Origin of the sequence: Paenibacillus castaneae (genome assembly GCF_002884445.1) — a bacterium.
In the GTDB taxonomy this organism is placed as follows: Bacteria; Bacillota; Bacilli; order Paenibacillales; family Paenibacillaceae; genus Pristimantibacillus; species Pristimantibacillus castaneae.
Genome location: NZ_KZ614144.1, coordinates 5,002,848 through 5,023,716 on the forward strand (window position 1 = coordinate 5,002,848; position 20,869 = coordinate 5,023,716).

A 20,869-nucleotide genomic window follows, 5' to 3' on the forward strand; every position below is an offset into this window, starting at 1 on the left:
TCACCGGTACGTGGTAGATAAGACTTTCCTTATTATATGCTGTGGAACAAGGTTCGTCAAGAACCATAAATAACTCTTTTCCAATTTTTGCTCGGCGCATTCCATTCCAATGGTACATATACTATTTTATCCGTTATACGATTAACTCATGCAGCGCACCTCATCATTAGCGCCGCAGATTGGAATGGTGATTATGATTCGTATATTCAATCCGCGAACTGACGAAGCAGAGATTGTTCGCCTTATTCGTACTGAGCTTATTCCGCTATCCCAAACTGTACATCAGCATGATGCGCAAACTATTCGCGAATTGCCTAAGCGCTTTAGGCGCGGAGTCACCTATGTAGCAGCCTTATCGAAAAAAAGCCCTCCCGTTTCCTTCTTGCATTTCGAAGTAATGGGTGAAGTCCTTTACTTAGATATGATGGTCACCCATCCAGAGCATCGCAATCGTCAATGGGGCAGAAAGCTAATCGCACAAAGCGAAGCCTACGGCATATCGCAGCAATGCAGGATAGCCAGGATGTTCGTTGATCAAGTGAACACCAAAGCCCATAATCTCTATCATAAGCTTGGTTACATTACTGTTAACTATTATCCAGAACTTCGCTGCTATGAGCTGCTTAAGCCGTTGACCCCGCAATGATCTTATAATCTCCGAAACTATTAATGAGTAACTATTAGCAACTCTGCAATCTTTTAAAATCCATTATAGCCTTGGTTGCCATACCCATTGTATCCTTGGTTTCCGTATCCATTGTATCCTTGGTTGCCATACCCGCCATAACCGGATGGATTGTAATTGTTGTTGCAGTAGTTGCCGCCGCCATATCCTCCACCATACCCTCCGCCAAATCCACCGCCAAACGCACCTATCGTGCCAATTGCCAGAAGATCAAATAAAACGAGAGGTATAATCGCTTTTGTTTGAACAAGCTTTTGTTTATCTTTTTTGAGAGGGGCTATAGTTAGTTTATTACGGCTGATCCGAACAAGCTTTCCCGTTACAACTGATCCGTCTGGACGCAGTGCATAAATGGATTTGCCGACCAGTTTCCTTGCTTCTTCCTTGGAAACATTATTCATGCAAACTCCCTCCTTTCCCGTTGTTCTACAACATATTCAAGAAAAGAAGGTTTCGCCTGTTTGTTTGTCCACTTGCCTTAGAAATGTGTGCACAAAAAAAAGCTGCCATGCAATCATCAGAATGACTACATAGACAGCTTTTATTTAAGAAACGCCTAGGCGTTAATTTTTTGTTTAGCAATTCCTGCAAGCGAGTTGAACGAAGTAATATCGTTAACTGCAAGGTCAGCAAGCATTTTGCGGTTTACTTCTACGCCCGCAAGCTTCAAGCCGTGCATGAATTTGTTGTATGAAAGGCCGTTAATGCGAGCAGCCGCGTTAATACGAACGATCCACAGTCTGCGGATGTCACGTTTTTTGTTGCGACGGTCACGGTAAGCGTACATAAGGGACTTACCAACTTGCTCCTTCGCTGTTTTAAACAGGCGGTGCTTGGAACCAAAATAACCTTTAGCTAGCTTTAGAATTTTTTTGCGACGACGAGTGCGGACGAAGCCGCCTTTGACTCTTGCCATGAGTGTAAACCTCCAGTAGATTGATTTTGCTTATTTTGTATAAATAATTATTTAATGTTGGAAAGGCCTTGCTTCAAGCGTCTTACATCGCCAGCTGCCATAAGTGGTTGTGTTGCAAGAACACGCTTTTGGCGGTTGGATTTTCCGGAAAGCAAGTGGTTCCGGTAAGCTTTATAACGTTTTACTTTACCTGTACCGGTAATTTTGAAACGGTCTTTCAAACTGCTGTGTGTTTTCATCTTCGGCATTTCAGTTTTCCTCCTTAAGGGTTATCATCCAGTTGTTAACTAGTGGTTTTGGGTGCCAAAATCATAATCATGCTCCGGCCTTCCAGCTTAGGAGCGCGCTCAACGCTGCATAATTCGGCAACCTCTTTCGAGAGGCGGTCCAAAATCTTTTGTCCTAGTGATGCATGTGCAATTTCGCGACCGCGGAATCGTACGGATGCTTTCACTTTATCGCCTTCGTTAAGAAACTTGATTACATTACGATATTTCGTTTGGTAGTCATTTTCATCAATGTTAGCACGGAACCATACTTCCTTAAGATCAACGACCTTTTGGTTTTTGCGTGCTTCTTTTTCTTTCTTCTGTTGCTCGTAGCGGAATTTACCGTAGTCCATAATGCGACATACCGGCGGTTTAGCGGTCGGAGCGACATTTACTAAATCCAGGTTAAGCTCAATTGCAAGCTGCAATGCATCGCGGATCGATTTGATTCCGATTTGCTCACCGTCAGCACCTACTAAGCGTACTTCTCTAGCCCGGATTTCATCATTGATTTGATGTTCTCTGCTAATAACGTGCCACCTCCAAAATGTTGTTTTCTTTTTTTTACACAATAAAAAGATGCGGGCTCTCTCGAACCCGCATCTCATAATCGTATCTATATGCCAGTGCACCGTTTCATCTGAAACAATGGTATGACTAATCGATTATCGCAAACCAGCCAGCCTAAGCCGAAAGGTGAGAAGCGGGTGCTTCTGCTTGAGCGTCATTAAGTTATTTGTAAATGTTACCGAGTTAATATACCATAGCCTTCGAAGTCATGTCAACATAACTCTTAAATTATTTTGCAGGTTAAAGCTGTTTGCTTTGCACTTCTTCGAGTCTAATGACACGCGTATGCTGTGTATGGCTCCACTTCTTGTTGTTTTGCGTAAAGAAAGCATGCACCGTAATTGGCCACCAAGATAAGGTGAACAGCAAAAAGGTAGGAATTCGCAAATACAGCTTCCACGATACCTTCGCCATATACATAGACAAAGGAATCTGAATGAACACATAGGCCATGTACGGAATGGTGAACCATAGCGGCAGCATATTGTACACAGAGGTTACATTATCGCCGCCCGACAATATAATATCGCCCCAGACGACCGTTGCAATAAAGAAACCAGCCAAATAATTATAAGCATTAAAAACATAAAGAGCTGCGTCAATCTTAGTCATGCTGCGTTCCTTGATGCCCTGCCATAGGAGCGGCAGCATATATTTGCGGGTCACATCGAAATGACCCTGCATCCAGCGCAGCCGCTGACGTGCAGAAGCCTGGAATGTGATCGGCTTCTCGTCAAACACCTTCGCTTCGAAATTAAACTTCGGATAAATCCCCTTCTTAATGCAGCGCATCGTAAATTCCAAATCCTCTACAAGGCTAGTCGCGCCCCAGCCCATTTCCTTAAGCAAGCTGGAATCAAAGCACATGCCGGTTCCGCCAAGGAAGTTGGCCAGACCAAGATTGGTGCGCGGCAGCTGCCATAGACGATTACAGAACCAGTAATTAATAGCATTCGCAGAGCTGACCCATGAATCATTCGGATTTTTCGTATCCAAATAACCTTGAATAACGCGTGAGCCGTTGCACAAATCATTATTCATATACTGCAGAAAATCGGTAGCCACAAGATTGTCAGCGTCAAAAATAGCAACTCCGTCGTAGCTCTTAGGCATTTTCCAAAGCTCTTTAAGCATCCACTCCACCGCAAACCCTTTACCGCGCTGGTTTGGATTCTCGCGAACGCAGGCATATACTCCTTCGTAGCTGTTCACAACATCTACCGTGCCGTCGGTGCAATTGTCGCAAATAACAAAAATATCGTATAGCTCCCGAGGATATTTCATCTTTTGTAAATTTTCAATTAAGGCTCCAACGACCTGCTCCTCGTTGTGAGCTGCCACTAATAAGGCAAAAGATTTTTTAGGTGAGTGGGAGAGATCTTCCTTTTTCCGGCGCCATCCAAAAAAAGTTAAAAACAATTGGTATACGCCAAGTGTTGCAAACAAAATTTGAATCACAAGCATAATCGTATTGAACATTCGGTATTGCCCCCTTGAGACCCCATTTTTTGCTTGCTTCAACACATCCGCAGCGGATGCCCGACAAGCTTTTTATTATATATTTTCTCTCTATACGAGCGTCTTTTTTTAACGCTTCGTGACCAATACTGATTCTCCACAGAAACAACTTCTTTGTCAAAAGTTGAATTAGACTTCATTGGGCTTAATCCCGTCAGAAAAACGCTTGCATAGCCCTTTAGTGTGAACAATCCCTCCTTTTACGGCGACTTAACCTTATTTTCAACCATTTGCTAAGTTTTTAGCACTTACGTCCTTATTTACGATAAAATGTACTGAAATGTTTCTGTAATCAAAGTACCACTATATGTCCAAAAAGTGAACGAGCTAGCTTTCGTCGACATATTTTGCGGTTTCGACATGATTATAAAAGCTGAACAACGCTCACCTGCAGTAGCTTTTAGATATGTCCATTACAGTTTTACCATCAGAAGCACATTGTTAAACAAAAAAATTAAATCAATATTATTTAATGGATATGGATAAGCTCATTTTCTTTTATAGAGCAGCGTAATTTGCAATATTTGGTGAAGCTCCAGCTATGAAAAGGACAAAATTGGATCTGAAATTCATGTTATTTTAAGAATGGGACAAGAAATAGTTAACGCTCGCCGAACAAAAACATGTTAAAATTGAGAATATTAGTATCAGTAAGCCACCGTTAGGAGGATGACAGCGATGGGACGAATGTTAGGCTGGCTGAAAATAAACGAGCGACGAATGCTGATTTGGGCAAATCGAAGATCATCAGGAGGGAAGAGACACAAACTTCTTGACAGATGGTTGAGCACAGTCACACATATGGGCGGCGCCACTTTTACGCTTGCTACCGCCCTCATATATGCTTTACTTGCACCCGCTCCATGGAGCTTAACAGGCTGGCAATGCTTGACCGCGGTCATCATTAGCCACTTACCGGTAGCTATTATAAAGAGGAAATTCAAGCGGTTGCGTCCATACCAGGCGCTGCCTGACGTTAATACTGGACAAAAGCCGCTTGTAGACTCCTCTTTCCCTTCTGGTCATACAACGGCAATCTTTGCTTGGCTCGTACCTATATTGTTGACGAGTGGGCTATGGCTGACCTTATTGGTGCCGTTTGCTTTGATTATCGGAGTATCAGTCGGATGGTCGAGGATGTATCTGGGATTGCATTATCCTTCGGATGTTGCCGCCGGTGCGCTACTCGGAACAGTGACCGCTCTAGCGGTCAACTATTCCTGGGTTAGTTCAGCAGCAGGCTTGCATTAATCTTCAAGATCCGACTCGCTTGAATCGGAAGCAGACTCGTTTGCTTCCACTTCTTCTTTAAGCGACTTCTCGCGTTTGGCATCACGATGCTTTTGCAGCGCTTCTGAGCCTATTACAACTTCACAACGATAAATGTTTTGCCCTTTTTCCATAAATTTCATTTCATATTCGGTAAACACAAGGTCCTCTCGGGGACCTTCTTTGTGTAAATGGAGCGAAATATTGCGCATGACAAGCTCCATCTCTGCAAAGCTGTTGAGTGAAAACTCAAATAAGGACTGCGAATCCGTTTTAAAATGAATTTCACCGCGCTCATTGAGCAGCTCGATATATTTCGCTACTAGCCTTGGATGTGTCAGACGTCTGCGGGCATGCTTGCTCTTTGGCCAAGGGTCACTGAAATTCAAGTGAACGCGCTCGATTTCCCCTGGAGCAAACATCGTTTCAATTCCCTCAATGTTCGCGCGCAGAAGCGCGAGATTTGGCGGATGAGATTCACCCTTTTGTTCCCATACGATTCTAGCCTTGTCGCTTGCGCGGCGAAGCAGCTCGTCATACATATCAACGCCAATAAAGTTAATATGTGGGTAGCGCGCGCTCATTTGGCTAATGAAACGTCCTTTTCCCATGCCAAGCTCAACATAAATCGGCTGGTCATTTCCAAAAAACTCATTCCATTTCCCTTTGTGTGAAGCTCCGTCGAGAACAACAAGTTCAGGTTGTGCCTCTAGACTTTCAAGAATACCTTTTCTTCCTCTTAGACGCATATTGAGTAATTCCTCCAATGTATCGTTTCTACCGTTAACTAGTCCTTATTGTGCCCAAGAAAGCAAGCGTTGTAAAGGGGAATCCGGCAGTAATAAAATCTAGGCTAATCCTTCCAGCGGCAAAATTTCCAATCTACGGTCATAAATAAGTACATTTAACTAAAAACAGCCTTCAATATGTAAAAAAAGCCGAGGCCTGTTGGCACTGCGGCTTTTTAGTATGTTTTATGTTTAAAGAAGCAGCTGATATGGAATAGGTCCATTCTCTTGCTGGTCGCGCTCATAAGCTTCAAAAAGTACTTCATTAATTTTTTTCCTGGCAGAAACTTCTACATCATGATTATTGTGAAAACGAGCGCCTGTAAGCGCCATCAATTCTTTAACAGTCAGTTCAACCGTAATTTTCTCATCGCCATACGGAATTTTTGTTAATTTATCCATCTCTAATCACCTCATCGATTTATTGTAACTGTATTTCCATTTATTCGACGTTTCATCAATACGAGTTCGATTAGGCTATGTCAGGTTTTTTTGTTGTTTTGTCGCACTTTTAATATAACACCTCATGTAAGGTTATGCAAGCCTAAATCGAATCCTCCGCAAAATATTTTTCCAGTTTAAGCGTTTTCCGAACGTTCTTAATGCTGAGGTTAGTCAATCATGGCTTTTCCGTATGTTTTTCGTTAAAATAAAGGGTGAAAGTCTTGAAAGAAGGGGAAAACGATGATCGAATTAATTCCATCACCCAGCCAGCAGCCGCTGCTTTGGAACGATAAACGATTTCATACATGGAATTATGAGATGCGTGAGCAGTTCGGCGGCAAAGTATTCAAGGTTATGCTTGATGCAGGCTTTACCTGTCCGAATCGTGATGGCTCTATTGCAAAGGGCGGCTGTACGTTTTGCAGCGCCCGTGGATCTGGCGATTTCGCAGGAAGCCGGCGGGATGACCTCGTGACACAATTCAACAACATTCGTGACCGCCAGCATCAGAAATGGCCAGATGCGCGATATATCGGTTATTTCCAAGCTTATACAAATACGTACGCGCCAGTTGAAGAACTTCGTGAGTACTATGAGGTCATTCTTCAGCAGCCGGGCGTCGTCGGCTTATCCATTGCTACTCGACCGGACTGCTTGCCTGATGATGTTGTGGACTATTTAGCAGAGCTGAATGAACGAACGTACCTTTGGGTGGAAATGGGACTTCAAACGGTCCATGAATCAACGTCCGAGCTCATCAATCGGGCACATGATACCGCCTGCTATGTCGATGCTGTGAGCAAGCTTCGGAAACGCGGCATTCGTGTTTGTGCGCATATTATTTATGGGCTTCCGCAGGAGACGCATGAAATGATGCTGGATACCGGCCGAGCGGTTGCCAAAATGGATGTGCAAGGAATCAAAATTCATTTGCTCCACCTTATGCGCAAAACACCGATGGTTCGCCAATACGAGGCTGGCTTACTCCAATTTCTGGAGCTGGACGAGTATGTGAAATTGATCGTTGATACATTGGAGTTTTTGCCGCCGGAGATGATCGTTCATCGCCTTACCGGCGATGCGCCGCGCGACCTGCTCATAGGGCCGATGTGGAGCCTCAGGAAATGGGAAGTGCTTAATGCCTTCGATGATGAGCTGCGCCGCCGCAACACTTGGCAGGGCAAGCTTTGGCAGGCGGTGGTGTAGCATGGGCTTTCTTTCTGTGCTGAGCATGGCGCATAAATGGATTGCCGAACGGACTGCACCGGGGGACCTCGTGATCGACGCTACCGCTGGGGGCGGCGTTGATACGCTGGCGCTGGCAGAGCTTGTCGGACCAAATGGCTATGTTTATGCCTTCGATATTCAACAGGAAGCGCTTGATCGAACGAGTGAACGACTAGAGCCTCTCGCAGCTGCAAACAAGCTGCCTAAGATGACGCTTTTACTCGAAAACCACGCCAGGATGGCTGAAGCCGTTGAGCCTGCGTTGATTGGCCACGCTTCAGCCATTATGTTTAATCTTGGCTATTTGCCGGGCAGCGATGATTTAACTGTCATTACAGAGCCTGCATCAACCATTGCTGCGCTTAATGCAGCTCTCACCCTGCTTCGTCCTGGAGGCATCATTACTTGCGTCCTCTATCCGGGGCATCCCGGGGGAGCAGAAGAAGCGTCAGCGGTTGAAGCTTGGGCTGCTCAGCTGCCTCAGACGGCTGCACAGGCTGTCTTATACCGACAGTCGCAGCGTCCAGCTGCGCCTTACCTTGTCGCGTTAGAGAAGAGGCCGAGTCCCAAAAATCCGAGCCCGCCGAATTGAAAAAACGCAACATATCTCGTATGATCGTTTCAGCCTACATACTAAATATTAGAGGAGAGTTATGAATATGACGGTAAAACCTTATCCATTACAATTTAAACCGGAAATGAAAGAACGAATTTGGGGTGGACGCGCGCTAGAAAGCTTCGGCCTTGACCTTCCAGAGGGCTCTATTGGTGAAGGCTGGATGATCGGCGATCATCCTAATGGTACAACGAAAGTCATGAACGGCGAGCTAATCGGCGTTGGCCTTGATCAAATTCGTGAATCGTATGGACGTGAATGGTTCGGAACGCAAGGATTCTCCGAGAAAAACGGCCGCTTCCCGCTTCTTATTAAATTACTGGATTGCAATGATGACTTGTCGATTCAAGTGCATCCAACCGATGCTTACGAGGGTCTGCCGCAAGGCGAGCTTGGAAAAACAGAAATGTGGTACATATTGGATGCAAAGCCCGGCGCAAAAATTATTTACGGGTTAAAAGACGGTGTGGATCGTGCGGCAATGGAAGCCGCTATTGCTGAAGGCCGCATTATGGACACGCTGCAGGAAGTATCTGTTGAAGCCGGCGATGCGTTCTATATTCCGGCGGGTACGGTTCATGCGCTTTGTTCCGGCGTTGTTGTAGCCGAAATTCAACAAAACTCAGATACCACATACCGTCTATTTGATTATGACCGCCCGGGCCTAGATGGTCAGCTTCGTGAGCTTCATATTGAAGATTCACTTAACGTTATCGCATATGAAGGCGCAGGCGCACAGCGCATGAAAACGGACCAAGCTGAAGCTGGTCAATGGCTTACCATCGCTACCTCTCCTTATTTCATAGTCGAAAAAGGTATAGTAGCCGCTGATTGGAAGCTATCTACTTCACTAGAGAGCTTCGTCATTCTTGTAATAGCTGAGGGTGAAGGCTCCATTAAATGGGCTGACGGCAATCAGCAGGTGAAAGCGGGAGAATGCTTCCTTCTGCCTGCCAATTTAGGCCATTATGAGCTTTCTGGCGGCATGACTGTTCTTCGCAGTATCGTTCCAGCGCAGTAATAACTTCCCTCATTCTATCAAAAAGGAGCTGTTCCTCCGGGCCGCGTGCGGCCTTTTGGAACAGCTCCTTTTCTGATTTGGGTTTCTGCGCACCCAATTGTATATAGCTTTATTCCTGCATAGATAAAGCTTTATTCTCCGCTTGGAACGACAGCATGAACGGACGAGGCTTCGGCTTGCTGTTGCCTGCCTCTAGTGCATACAATACTACGAGCAGCGTGTGGTTTTCTCGAATAACTTCACCCGTTGATAGGAAAGTCGCCAAATCAAATGGCAGCCTCTCAATGACCGCGTGCTTATGAAGAGCTTTCTCGTTCAAGCGAAGCTCTGCGAATTCAGGGGACACCTCTTCGGGCCGGTCAGCTAAACGTTTCATCCAACCGCTCCAAACCGCCTTGTCCATCGTATGCTCCCACCAATTTTTTCGAGGCTTATAATTATGATTAAGGAAATAATCATATTTCATAAGCGCTAGAACAACATCCTTATCTAGCCGGGTGCCAGCAATTGCGATCACCTCGTCATGTGTAACAGCAGCTGATGATGATGACGCATCTTCCTCTGACGATGGCAGGAAGTCGGCAGCCTGCTCGCCAGCAAGAGGCAAAGCATTCAGAAATGCCCATAGTCTAGAGAACAGATCCTCTAATTGATGCCCTATCTTCTGCCAGCCTCTGCGCTCCCAATAATCCCCGAATGATTGAAAGAAATCGAATGGAGATGGAAACACGCGATCTACCAAATAAATCAGCGTATGATCCATTCGGTGCGCATTCCAATATTTCTCAAGCACATCCTCCACTCGTTTGATCCGTACAATATCGCCAAACGGCATCAAATCGTTACCCAGCATCTCATAGGGCGACCTGTCCATATAAATATAGCCCCATTTGTCTGCCTCTCTGCGCAGTCCCGTTCCTCTCAGCATTTTGAGAAATCCGAGCTGCAGCTCTTCCGGCCGAAGCTCGAATACATCATTGAACGTGCCGCGGAAGGTGTCATAGTTTTCTAGAGGCAAGCCTGCAATCAAATCCAAATGCTGATCGATTTTTTGTGAATTTTTAACCTTCATCACTGTGCGCACGAGCTTCATCCAGTTTTGTCGACGTTGAACCGCTTCATTCGTTGGATCATTCGTTGACTGAACGCCAATTTCAAAGCGGAATATGCCCGGCGGCGCATGCTCAGCCAAATAATCAAGCACCTCTGGCCGCATGATATCCGCTGTAATTTCGAACTGGAACACACAGCCGCCATGATTTTCAATCAAAAATTCAAAAATCTCAAGAGCATAGTCCCGTTTAATATTAAAGGTACGATCTACGAATTTGATCAGCTTCGCACCTGACTCAATTAAATAAAGAATATCAGCCTTTGTACGTTCTATATCATAGTAACGGACTCCGACCTCAATGCTTGATAAACAGAATTGACAGCTGAACGGACAACCTCTGCTTGTCTCAAAATAAACGACCCGGCTTCCCAAGTGAGGAATATCCTCCTTGAAACGATGAGGCGATGGCAGCTCATTCAAATTCAGCTTCGGACGGGGCGGATTGATAATGACCTCGACGCGGTCCTCGCGCTGCTTCCGGTACGTAACCCCAAACACCATATGATATTTTCCGTCACCTTCTATTTCAGTCAGCAAATGGTCGAAAGTTTCTTCTCCCTCGCCAACAACGATGAAATCAACCTCTTGCACGCGGTCCATCCAGTAGTCCATATCATAGCTGACTTCTGGGCCTCCGAGAATAATTTTGATTTCAGGCATTATTTTGCGAAGCATATTAATTACGGTAATCGTTTCCTCGATATTCCAGATGTAGCAGGAGAAGCCCACTACGTCAGGCTTGCGCGAGAAAATATCCGATACAATATTCATGACCGGATCTTTGATAGTATACTCCGCGATTTCCATATCGAAACGATCGCCGCTGAATGCCTTCAGGCAGCGCAGGGCGAGTGAAGTGTGTATAAACTTAGCATTTAATGTGGACAGTACCACTTTCATAGCATAACCTCTCTAACTTAAGCATTTGCTTTCAAGCGCGTATTGCTTACATGGTAATTAGCGCTAGCAGCAAGATGCCTTCTATTGTACAGAAAAAAACAGAAAAAAAGAAGAGGCAACCGCTGCCGCAGACCGCAGCAGGGTTGCCTCTCTAATTTCTAGAAGCGTGTAGTAATATAAGTTTGGTCCTTGAGCTGCATGTTGATGACCGGATAACGAACGCGCCACTTGTCGCCGCCAATAGGCGTTACCTCTCCGGCAGCAAGGCCGCGAGGCTCGAATCCATAGTCACGCTCGAAGGAAATGAGCACCTGAATCTTTTCATCCGGCAGCAGGCTATGCAGATCGTAGCCCAAATTCAAAGTCCAAATACGAAGCTCGCTTTCTGCTGACGTTCCGTAATTCAGATAAAATGCAGGATCTATATCAGCTGTCAAGACTAGCCAGCCCGCTGAGTCGCGCTTTGCTTCCCATTTGGTAAACTTAGCTTCCCCTTTCGTTATCGAAACGGAAGAATATTGATCCTTCAGCAGCTTCTGTATTTCATCCAGAGGCGCACCAACGAGTGTTTTCGGCAATAATGGCGGCAAGAACTTCGCAGCCTTCACCTTTTCACCTGTGACTTCACTAAACAGAGCCGCCGCATGCATAACGGATACTGCAAAGTTTAAATGAGCACTCGTGTCCGGATAACCTAATGTCGTTATTCCGACTAAATCTCCATATTCGCTGAAAAGGGCACCGCCGGAGCTGCCATGATCAATAGGGACGTTTGTCTGCAAATAACGTACGCCGCCTTCCAAGGTTATATTGCTAATGAGTCCGTCTGAAACTGTATTCTGCAAACCAAGAGGGCTTCCAATCGCGACTACCTTGTCGCCTTTATGCAAATTCAGACCATAGCCGAGTGCAACAGCAGGAGCATCAATAGCTTTAGCTGTTTTGATAATAGCCAAATCCGCTTTAGCATTATAGCTGACGACACCTTCTATTTTCAGTTCATCTCCATAAAGAGTTAATGCGGTAGCCGAGGATGCGCCTGTCATAACGTGATAGTTCGTAAGAACCAAATTTTCACCAATGACAATACCGCTGCCCTGCGCATAATTCGTCATAATAAGCACGATACTCTCATCATATTTGTCTACTAATTGTGCTGGTGTAAGCTTTGGTATATTCTTCTGTGCTTCAAGATATTTATCGTAAGCCTCCAGTTCGGCAACTGCTTGGGAAGTAATACGAACCGCATTAGCCGCGTTATCCCATTTCACAGTCGCAAGCAGAGCTTCTGAGATGAAGCGAACCGGCACAAAAGTAACGCCATTGCGCACGACGGCTGGAGCATCCAGTTTCGTCGTCTTGCCATTAATGACCGCTTCCTTCTTGCCGACCTTTAAGGAAATGCTTAAGCTACCCTTGCGTCCGATAATGGTCTCTGAATTATTCTCCCATGTAACTGCGGCACCTAGCGCTGTAAATATATCGCGCATTGGAACAAAAGTAATGCCATTCTCTGCATATGCCGGAGCACTAAGTGATAGTTTCTTGCCGTCTACGAATACTTGGACTTGCTGAACAGCGATTGCCTTGGCTGTTACACTAGCAGCTGATGCAACTTGGCTGCTGTGTCCAGGCAGCGGGGCAAGCAGCAGGCCCATAACAAGCACAGGGCATAACAAAGACTGAATTAGTTTTAATCTCACGTCAATTCTCCCCTAACCTCTTCCATTTTCACCCATAAGAACACTTCTATGTCATCGTAACATCCCTACTTGATATTTGTCTATGAAAACGATTTTCATAGAATTGAACGACCGCCGCTCGGCGCTCCATGTGATGCATTTCTGCATCACTTTCGCCACTCGGCCGCCGCTCCGCGCTCCATGTGATGCACTTCTGCATCACATTCGCCGCTCGACTGCCGCTCCGCGCTCCATGTGCTGCACTTCTGCATCACTTTCGCCGTTCGACCGCTGCTCCACGCTCCTTAACCCCTCCCAAGCGCTCATTATGGAGCGTTAATAGATATACTTTTGTTAATCTCTCGGTTACCCCTGTTTACACAGAAACGAGCTGAATTAGGTGCCTATATTTCAGATATACCCTTCACACTAAGCGTAACAAGTAAATGAACTGGAGGATTTCCATTCACTCCGTCCACCCATTCGCTTAAGCCACTAGAAGCTTCCTACTGCCCCCAAGCTTATGGCATGAAAATACAAGATTAGAACTACAGACGTATGTCGTGTTATAGTAGGAGCAATAAATCTAGGAGGTTTTTGCATGAATAGGGGGAGAAAGCGCCCGGTTTCAAAGGTACAATCAGCTCAACCAGCTAAAGCAACTCAAGCAGACAAGAGCAAATCCTATCCGGTTACAGAATCGATAGAATTGCTGCCTTTTCTCATAAAAAGCATTTCAGGCGCTGGTCGGAATGTCATCAAATCGATATTGGCGCATGGTCAAGTAAGTGTCAACGGAAAGTCAACAACGGCTTACAATATGCAATTGCAGCCTGGCGATACCATTACCGTCAGCAAAGAACGTCCACAGGAAAAGCCTCCTATGGAAGGGCTCTCGATTATGTTTGAGGATGAGCACATTATTGTAGTCAAGAAGGAAGCCGGATTATTATCCGTTTCCTCCGATTCGGGACAAGAGAATGAGGTAACAGCCTATCGCCAGCTGATGGCGCATGTACGCCTCGAAAATGCTAAAAACAGAATATTTATCGTACACCGGCTGGATCGTGATACCTCAGGGGTTATGATGTTTGCGAAGAGTGAGGCGGTTCAGCAACAGCTTCAGAACAGTTGGCAGGATACCGTACAAGAACGTATCTATGTAGCTCTCGTCGAAGGTGCCGTCAAGAAAGAAAAGGGTACAATCACTTCCTGGCTGAAAGAAAGCAAAACGCTCAAAATGTACTCCAGCTTCCATGCGAATGACGGATTGCACGCGGTTACGCATTATAAGGTACTGCGCACTAGCAAAAGCTTTTCCCTGCTGGAGGTTCAGCTTGAAACAGGACGAAAAAACCAAATTCGCGTCCATATGGAGGACATCGGCCATCCGGTAGTGGGAGATAAAAAGTACGGAGCCCGCACCCGCATCATTGGCCGACTTGGACTGCATGCTCGTGTGCTTGCTTTCACTCATCCCATTACAGGCAAGCTCGTACGCTTTGAAACCGATATACCGAAGCTTTTTCTGAAGCCCTTCCAGGCTCCTGAGCAATCCTAAACCAAAGAAGCATTCACAGCCGGCATTCGGTAATGGATGCTTCTATTTTTTTGCTTTCCATTCCATATCATCAACGTTTATCCAATTAGCGCCTCCAATTATATATACGGTAATAATATCCTTCTCACCAGCGTGAACAGCCGGAAGCTCAAGTTGTGTATAGGCTTCTTGCGGCTCAATATACGCCTCCGCAGCCACCACATCATTGATCCTGACACCTATTCTCCCTCCGGCAGCATTAGTGCTTACCATTGCAGAAAGGCTGAATATTCCCTCATCATTGTTAATGAACGTTTGGGAAGCTATTCGTGCCTCCCCTGGGTCCAAATATAATAGATTGGCGCCACTGTATGGCCGATTTGTTCCAATTCCTGTCCCTGGAGAAAGTGACCAAGATTGCTCCCCCACCTCAAAACCGCCGTTTCGAAAGCCTTCCTGCGCAGCTGGCACTCCTGCACTCCCAGCACCGCTCACTACCGTGTAATGCTTAAATCGTTTAATCGTGTAGCCTAATTCCACTGAAGGGATTTCTTCACTATTAGCAAATATGTATGCAGCTGCCTCGCCCACTCTAAGATGCGGCTTCTCGAACACATACCGATCAAAGGAGGCTACAAATTGAAAAGGAGCTCCCGGATTCATATAACGGACTGTTGATTGAAACAGCCGCGGGTCCGTTTTTTCATAAAAAAGCACATAGATATAAGGCATCATTACCTTGTTCGTGACATAAATGCTGCCTTCCGTTTTGCTTGAGGCATACTGCACAGCCTCCCCGAATGATTCGAAGAAAGCCGGGCTTATTTGCCGCGGATATTCCGTGAAATAATGAAAGCAAAATGAACCGAAAAAGATCGAAAATGCCGTAATCACAACTATAAACGAATATTTTATTCGGTCACGCAGCCATAGTAATCCAGACAAGGTCAGAAATAGAGTCGGGTAAAATATGATGTTGATCCGATTAATATTCACATCAGTAATTAGCGACATAAGAAAGGCTGTTAAAAACCATCCTGCGATAACCGTCATTTCAATACTACGCTGCTTCACTATTTGATAGCCTGTATAGCAGAAGCCGATTGCAATAAGCGGCATTGCGATGGGATACATATATCCATAGGGCGGGATGGCATTCCAAATCAGTCCATCATTTTGTGTAATAAATAAATGTAAAAACGACTTGAAGTGCTGTACCAGCATGGAAATAGCATCGCCTTCAAACGCAGTTGATACCTGCTCGACCCTTGGTACTGTCAGCTTGGGTATAGAGAAGAACGGCGTGTGAATTGTCGACCCATCAAAGCGATTGATAAGGACGAACAAAATAATAGGCAAAGAAAGTATGAGCATGAGCGCGCCATTCCAAAGCAGCCTCAGAGGCGTAAACGTCTTCTGAACACCAAGTAGAATAAGAACGCCAAAACCAAATACCGGCACAAAAAAATACGCCGTTCCATAAGCATATAAAGAAGCAGCAAGCGTTATCGTAAATCCTATTAGCCACTTTGGTTGATGCAGCGCTTTAAATAAAAAAAATACAGCTAGAAGCATAAGAGGAGGAAAAAGATTGGATTCCAGCGCCCATCGCGACGCCATGATATGCCACGGACAGATCACGATTAAGAAGGCTGCTGCAGCCGCCATATTGTTTCTCTTAAATAGTTGTCCTGCTATTAAATAGAATAGAATCATGCTTACTAGTCCTATTGAAATGCTAACAGCGCGAACAGACCATACGTTCAGTCCGAACAAATAAATAAACGGCATGGATAAGTAAGCATAAAGCGCATTCTGGCCGCTTCCCCAAGCGATGTGATGAACAGGCAGCGATATGCCGTTGCGATCCATGCCATAATGAAGTATAGAATAAGCATCATAGCCAATAGATGCTTCGTCTTGATTAAGACCGCCTGGTATCGAACCCGCATAAAGAGTTCGAACGGCAGCTCCGATTATCAATAGTATGAAAATAAGTCGATGCTGCTTCAACCATTCAAATACTTTTGTCATTATGCTTTGTCACCTGATTTTGTGATCGATTAAATTTCCGGATAGGATAGAGATAAAAGAATAGTAGAGCAATAAGCAGCGCTGTAAAAGGAATTATACTCAGCATCGATCGAATACCCCAAACCGCAGCCTCTGACTGAACGGCATCCTTCACATAGCCGACCGTCTCCAGAATAATACCTAGCACAACCGCTTGAAGGGAAACGCCCCATCTGACAATAAATCCGTTCATTCCGAAATACATGCCTTCTCTGCGCACATTCGTCCGCTTCTCATCCTCATCTATTATTTCAGAGAGCAGCACGTCCAGCAGCACGAGCAAGCCAGCCAAGCCAATACCTATCGCTGCCGCCGCGATAGCTGCTGCCGCAACGCTCGATACAAACAGAAAGGGAAGCATTGCGGCTGCATACACGGCAACCGCTGCCATGACTGTTTTTCGTGGACCCCATTTCTGAAGAAGCCTGCCCCACAAATAAACGCAAGGTATGGCAGCGATAAATATGGCACCAAGCAGAATTGAATTACTGTCTTCCTCAGCTAAGAGCACATATTTGGAAAAGAAAGGAATGGCTGCAGGCAATACAGCAAACGTAAACTGCACAAAAAAGCTGCCGATCACGAACATTACAAACGCTTTATTAGAAAAGGTGAATTTTAAAGATTGCAAGAAACCGATCTGCTCTCTAGCAACTACCGTTTTTTCTTTGCTGGAGGTAATCATGATAATAAAAAAAATCAAAGCAATGCCAGCGAAAATAGCCCCCATCGGCCCCCAGCCAAGCTTTCCGTATACAAGCGGGGGAAGAGCGACGCCAATAATCATCCCTACTATCCCGAACATTTGACGCCATGAGGATACGGAAGCCCGCTCCTTCATAGTCGTGAACATTTCCGGAAACAGCGCCGAATAATTTAATACAACCATCACGAACAAAACATCATAAAGCAGCACGATCGTTAGAAAATACCAAAAAAGGGCGGAGCCTGTCCCAATCGGAAACCAAATGGCCGTGAATAAGGCCGCAAGCGGTACCATGCCGAACATCATATACGGAATACGTCTGCCCCACCTAGATTTCGTTCGATCGGATAAATGCCCAAACAACGGATTAAGAACAGCATTCACGATGCCGTGAATGACCATGGCAGCGCTTATTAACCCCGGTCTCACGCCAAGAACATCCACATAGTAAAAAATAATGTATGAAGCAAAAGCTTGAGCAATTAAATTAACCGATAGATTTCCTGAGCTGTAAGCCAATTTGGTTTTTAAGCTGGCAGTACTCATACCTAACACGCTCCCGGCAAAATGAAAGTTAATTGCATACCGCACTTTCATCTTACCGCACAAAACCTTATTATTCCATAATTAACTTATTATTCAGAAGCCTGCTTACATCTTATACATACTTCACCATACGTAAATATCGATTTCCACTAACCTCAATGGACCCTTCCTCGATATAATTCATCTTTTTGTATAGCGCATAAGCACCCGCATTATTAGGCTCCACAATCAATGACAGCTTGCTGCTGCCTGCCTCTATACCTCTTTGCTCGAATGCCGCAATAAGCGCCTTCGCGATTCCTTGACCCTGATAACGCTCGTCTACAGCTAAGGAATCCAAATAAAATTCGCCTGCCAACGCTTCTACCGCGATTTTCTCGTTCGCCCTTGTACCCAATTCCCGACCTGGCCTCATAACAAATGGAAGATCAAGCAGCTCTGCTTGATCCCCGGAATAGCTGACCAGCATACCAGCGATTTCACCCTCTCGTCTGTCAACGAGAACATGCTTATAGCTAATACGGTTATCCTCACTTGTATAGAAATCAGCCAATATTTGTTCTGCTTCCTCTTGGTCATCGGTTCCTGCCAATGAATAAGCAATAGAACCGATCGCTGAAAGCAGGAGCGGCAATACCTGTTGAACATCTTCTTTCTCAGCTGGCCCAATCATTATGAATCCCTCTTTCTATGCTTCATCTGTTATAATAAATGGATATTATTTTTGAAGGTGATAAATTGACTACTAAGTATTATACCTTTCCTATAGGCATTTGTAACAGCAAGGTTCCCGTTGCATCCAAAGCCGAGACGGAAACAAGCCGTCAGCTTGTTGGATCAAATGAGGAGGATGCCGCATTTTTCCGTGGATTGGAGCAATACGGCATTTCTCTTAACAGGCCCCAAATTGCTGCGGTCCGTCATCATACCGGCGCTGCACTTACGCTTGCTGGCGCAGGCTCGGGCAAGACATCCGTGCTCATATGCCGTACCGCCTATTTGCTGGCTATTCGACATGTTCTGCCTCAACATATATTGTTAATGACCTTCTCCAAAAAAGCAGCAGATGAAATGCGCAGCCGCATCCGTTCGCTGCCTGTTCTGAATGCAGGAACGGCAAACGGCGTAGAAGCGCGCACCTTTCATTCCTTTTGTCTTCAGCTGCTTCGCGGCAGCGGCTATCGCCAAACGATTCTAGGCGAAACTGGTCAGAAGCATGTCTTTTTAAAAAGACTAATGCGGGAGCTGATGCTGCAAAACGAGTATGAACCCGAAACCGTGCTAGCCAGACTCTCAGCCATAAAGCTCCAAATGCTCGATATCCACGATTTGCCGGAAAAGACGACGGAGGAAAGAGAGTTGAAGCTGCTCTTCACTCGTTACGAGCAGTGGAAGAAGGAAATGGACAAGCTCGATTACGATGACCTTCTGCTGGAGGCTTATCGATTGCTTCGGAATGACAAAGCGCTGCTCGCTACCCTGCAAAGACGTTTCCAGTACATTATGATCGATGAATTTCAAGATACGAATCAGGTGCAATATGTACTCGTACAAATGCTGGCAGATAAGCATCGCAATCTTATGGTCGTTGGTGATGATGATCAGACCATTTATTCCTTTAACGGCGCGACAAATGATTATATTCTGAACTTTGAGCATCAATATCCCGGCGCAGCCACGATCATATTAGATGTTAATTACCGCTCGACCAGCACGATCGTAGGTCTCGGCAATTCCATCATTCAGTACAACAAGCTGCGCAAGGAAAAAACGCTTTTGGCGGTTAAGCCGCAGGGGCTTAACCCTTCCTATGCTCGGCTCAAATCTACCCAGGAAGAAGCAACGCTGATCACAGATACGATAATCGCACAATCCGAGCAAGGTAAACGATCATTTGGCGATTTCGCCATTCTATTCCGAACGGCGAGCAGCAGCAGAGCTCTCGTCGAGCTGCTGCTGACCAAACAGCTTCCTTTCATTGATTATGGCGATGGTCAGCTCTTTTATGATCAATGGGCCATTAAGCCGCTGCTTGCACATTTGCAGCTAGTGCTTGATCGACGGAATTTTGATGCAATTGAAATCCTGCTCCCATCACTTTATGTCAATCGGGAACAAGCTATGGCATTTATATGGAATCAGGACAAGCAGCGCGCAAAGAAATATCCGCTAATCCATTTGCTTGATTACCCTCAGCTGAAGGATTTCCAAAGGGATAAGATTAAGGAACGAATCAAGCTTATTAAATCACTAGCAGAATGCAAGCCCGCTAATGCTATTGTTCAGCTTCGACAGGACTTTTATGATAAATACCTTGAAACAAGCAAGCGGCATGAGATGACTGAGCATAAAGAGGGCTTAAAGGAAATGCTCGATGAGTTCGAAGCCGCTGCAGGAGAATTTGATACTATAGAGGCATTTCTGTCCTATATTGATGATATAACCGACAAGCATGCTGTCGTGAAGCAGCAGCAGAAGCATGAGCATAATCGGAGCTCTATTTCGCTAATGTCGATTCACAAATCAAAGGGTCTTGAATTTCCTGTTGTATTCGTCATCGGAGCTTCCGAGGGAATTCTTCCGCACAGCTCCGCTCTTGCTGCGGATAAGCATAGCGACCGCAGCTCCATACAAACCGGCTCTGATGCATTAGCTGAGGCGCTTGAGGAGGAAAGACGGCTTGCTTATGTTGCTGTAACGAGGGCTCAAGAGGAGCTGTATATAAGCTCGCCGGCCATATATAGAGGAAAGCCCGCTGAATTGTCACGCTTTATTCGATCAGCCTTTTTGATCGAGCAACAAATGGATCCGAATACCGAAATGGCGCTCGCTTGGCTCTGTACGAGTGATTCCTGTCAGGTATGGCAGCGAATTATTACGTATGAGGATGCTCAAACGGCTGAGCGTTCATGCCCATTGTGCAAATCACCAATGGAGCAAGGTACAAAAATATTGCCAAAAGTCAAAAGCAACTAGGGGACAGCT

General features: G+C 45.5%; 19 protein-coding genes. 7 read left to right on the plus strand and 12 right to left on the minus strand.

Going from position 1 to position 20,869, the window contains the following annotated elements; translation table 11 throughout:
* Nucleotides 1-193: 193 nt before the first annotated feature.
* Entirely contained in the window at nucleotides 194-646 is a 453-nt protein-coding gene (locus CEF13_RS22405; RefSeq protein ID WP_166742760.1) for a GNAT family N-acetyltransferase, read from the plus strand.
* Nucleotides 647-699: 53 nt separating this feature from the next.
* Here the strand turns inward: CEF13_RS22405 and CEF13_RS22410 are convergent, their stop codons facing one another.
* The 5 genes from CEF13_RS22410 to CEF13_RS22430 form a co-directional block, all read right to left on the minus strand.
* Nucleotides 700-1,086, minus strand: a complete 387-nt coding sequence (locus CEF13_RS22410; RefSeq protein ID WP_102714167.1) for a hypothetical protein — start codon at nucleotides 1,084-1,086, stop codon at nucleotides 700-702.
* Between the two features lie 155 nt (nucleotides 1,087-1,241).
* A complete protein-coding gene (gene rplT, locus CEF13_RS22415) occupies nucleotides 1,242-1,601 on the minus strand; it encodes a 50S ribosomal protein L20 (protein WP_102714169.1) in 360 nt (119 codons plus the stop codon).
* A gap of 47 nt (nucleotides 1,602-1,648) precedes the next feature.
* Nucleotides 1,649-1,849 carry a 50S ribosomal protein L35 gene (gene rpmI, locus CEF13_RS22420; protein ID WP_102714171.1) on the minus strand — a complete coding sequence of 67 codons (201 nt, stop codon included), beginning with the start codon at nucleotides 1,847-1,849 and terminating at the stop codon, nucleotides 1,649-1,651.
* A 35-nt stretch (nucleotides 1,850-1,884) separates the two neighbouring features.
* Complete coding sequence (infC, locus tag CEF13_RS22425; RefSeq protein ID WP_424991952.1) at nucleotides 1,885-2,478, minus strand: translation initiation factor IF-3; 594 nt, start codon at nucleotides 2,476-2,478, stop codon at nucleotides 1,885-1,887.
* Nucleotides 2,479-2,680: 202 nt separating this feature from the next.
* The gene (locus CEF13_RS22430; RefSeq protein ID WP_102714173.1) at nucleotides 2,681-3,919 is read right to left on the minus strand and encodes a glycosyltransferase family 2 protein; all 1,239 of its coding nucleotides are present in this window, start codon (nucleotides 3,917-3,919) and stop codon (nucleotides 2,681-2,683) included.
* 717 nt (nucleotides 3,920-4,636) lie between these two features.
* On the opposite strand from CEF13_RS22430, the gene CEF13_RS22435 reads away from it, so the two are divergent.
* Nucleotides 4,637-5,209 carry a phosphatase PAP2 family protein gene (locus CEF13_RS22435; RefSeq protein WP_102714175.1) on the plus strand — a complete coding sequence of 191 codons (573 nt, stop codon included), beginning with the start codon at nucleotides 4,637-4,639 and terminating at the stop codon, nucleotides 5,207-5,209.
* Here the strand turns inward: CEF13_RS22435 and trmB are convergent.
* Both trmB and CEF13_RS22445 read right to left on the minus strand, forming a co-directional pair.
* Nucleotides 5,206-5,976, minus strand: a complete 771-nt coding sequence (gene trmB / locus CEF13_RS22440; protein ID WP_102714177.1) for a tRNA (guanosine(46)-N7)-methyltransferase TrmB — start codon at nucleotides 5,974-5,976, stop codon at nucleotides 5,206-5,208. The two genes, CEF13_RS22435 and trmB, sit on opposite strands and share 4 nt — an antisense overlap.
* Nucleotides 5,977-6,207: 231 nt before the next feature.
* The gene (locus tag CEF13_RS22445) at nucleotides 6,208-6,417 is read right to left on the minus strand and encodes a hypothetical protein (RefSeq protein WP_102714179.1); all 210 of its coding nucleotides are present in this window, start codon (nucleotides 6,415-6,417) and stop codon (nucleotides 6,208-6,210) included.
* Between the two features lie 282 nt (nucleotides 6,418-6,699).
* On the opposite strand from CEF13_RS22445, the gene mnmL reads away from it, so the two are divergent.
* The 3 genes from mnmL to CEF13_RS22460 all read left to right on the plus strand — a co-directional run bounded on the left by mnmL (nucleotide 6,700) and on the right by CEF13_RS22460 (nucleotide 9,323).
* Nucleotides 6,700-7,665 carry a tRNA modification radical SAM protein MnmL/YtqA gene (gene mnmL / locus CEF13_RS22450; protein ID WP_102714181.1) on the plus strand — a complete coding sequence of 322 codons (966 nt, stop codon included), beginning with the start codon at nucleotides 6,700-6,702 and terminating at the stop codon, nucleotides 7,663-7,665.
* A gap of 1 nt (nucleotide 7,666) precedes the next feature.
* Entirely contained in the window at nucleotides 7,667-8,278 is a 612-nt protein-coding gene (mnmM, locus tag CEF13_RS22455; protein WP_102714183.1) for a tRNA 5-(aminomethyl)-2-thiouridylate-methyltransferase MnmM, read from the plus strand.
* Between the two features lie 67 nt (nucleotides 8,279-8,345).
* The gene (locus CEF13_RS22460) at nucleotides 8,346-9,323 is read left to right on the plus strand and encodes a type I phosphomannose isomerase catalytic subunit (RefSeq protein ID WP_102714185.1); all 978 of its coding nucleotides are present in this window, start codon (nucleotides 8,346-8,348) and stop codon (nucleotides 9,321-9,323) included.
* A gap of 109 nt (nucleotides 9,324-9,432) precedes the next feature.
* On the opposite strand, the gene CEF13_RS22465 is transcribed toward CEF13_RS22460, so the two are convergent.
* Both CEF13_RS22465 and CEF13_RS22470 read right to left on the minus strand, forming a co-directional pair.
* Nucleotides 9,433-11,337, minus strand: coding sequence for a B12-binding domain-containing radical SAM protein (locus CEF13_RS22465; RefSeq protein WP_102714187.1), 1,905 nt, complete (start codon nucleotides 11,335-11,337; stop codon nucleotides 9,433-9,435).
* A gap of 158 nt (nucleotides 11,338-11,495) precedes the next feature.
* Entirely contained in the window at nucleotides 11,496-13,040 is a 1,545-nt protein-coding gene (locus CEF13_RS22470) for a stalk domain-containing protein (protein ID WP_102714189.1), read from the minus strand.
* A 580-nt stretch (nucleotides 13,041-13,620) separates the two neighbouring features.
* On the opposite strand from CEF13_RS22470, the gene CEF13_RS22475 reads away from it, so the two are divergent.
* A complete protein-coding gene (locus CEF13_RS22475; protein ID WP_102714191.1) occupies nucleotides 13,621-14,580 on the plus strand; it encodes an RluA family pseudouridine synthase in 960 nt (319 codons plus the stop codon).
* A gap of 42 nt (nucleotides 14,581-14,622) precedes the next feature.
* Here the strand turns inward: CEF13_RS22475 and CEF13_RS22480 are convergent, their stop codons facing one another.
* The 3 genes from CEF13_RS22480 to CEF13_RS22490 all read right to left on the minus strand — a co-directional run bounded on the left by CEF13_RS22480 (nucleotide 14,623) and on the right by CEF13_RS22490 (nucleotide 18,557).
* Entirely contained in the window at nucleotides 14,623-16,593 is a 1,971-nt protein-coding gene (locus CEF13_RS22480; RefSeq protein ID WP_102714193.1) for an ArnT family glycosyltransferase, read from the minus strand.
* Nucleotides 16,577-17,884: an MFS transporter gene (locus CEF13_RS22485; protein ID WP_102714195.1), complete on the minus strand. Its 1,308-nt coding sequence runs from the start codon at nucleotides 17,882-17,884 to the stop codon at nucleotides 16,577-16,579. Before CEF13_RS22485 ends, CEF13_RS22480 begins: the two co-directional genes overlap by 17 nt.
* A 112-nt stretch (nucleotides 17,885-17,996) precedes the next feature.
* Nucleotides 17,997-18,557: a GNAT family N-acetyltransferase gene (locus tag CEF13_RS22490; RefSeq protein ID WP_102714197.1), complete on the minus strand. Its 561-nt coding sequence runs from the start codon at nucleotides 18,555-18,557 to the stop codon at nucleotides 17,997-17,999.
* A 65-nt stretch (nucleotides 18,558-18,622) separates the two neighbouring features.
* Here CEF13_RS22490 and CEF13_RS22495 point away from each other — a divergent pair, with 65 nt between their 5' ends.
* Nucleotides 18,623-20,860: a UvrD-helicase domain-containing protein gene (locus tag CEF13_RS22495; RefSeq protein ID WP_243864388.1), complete on the plus strand. Its 2,238-nt coding sequence runs from the start codon at nucleotides 18,623-18,625 to the stop codon at nucleotides 20,858-20,860.
* Nucleotides 20,861-20,869 lie beyond the last annotated feature (9 nt).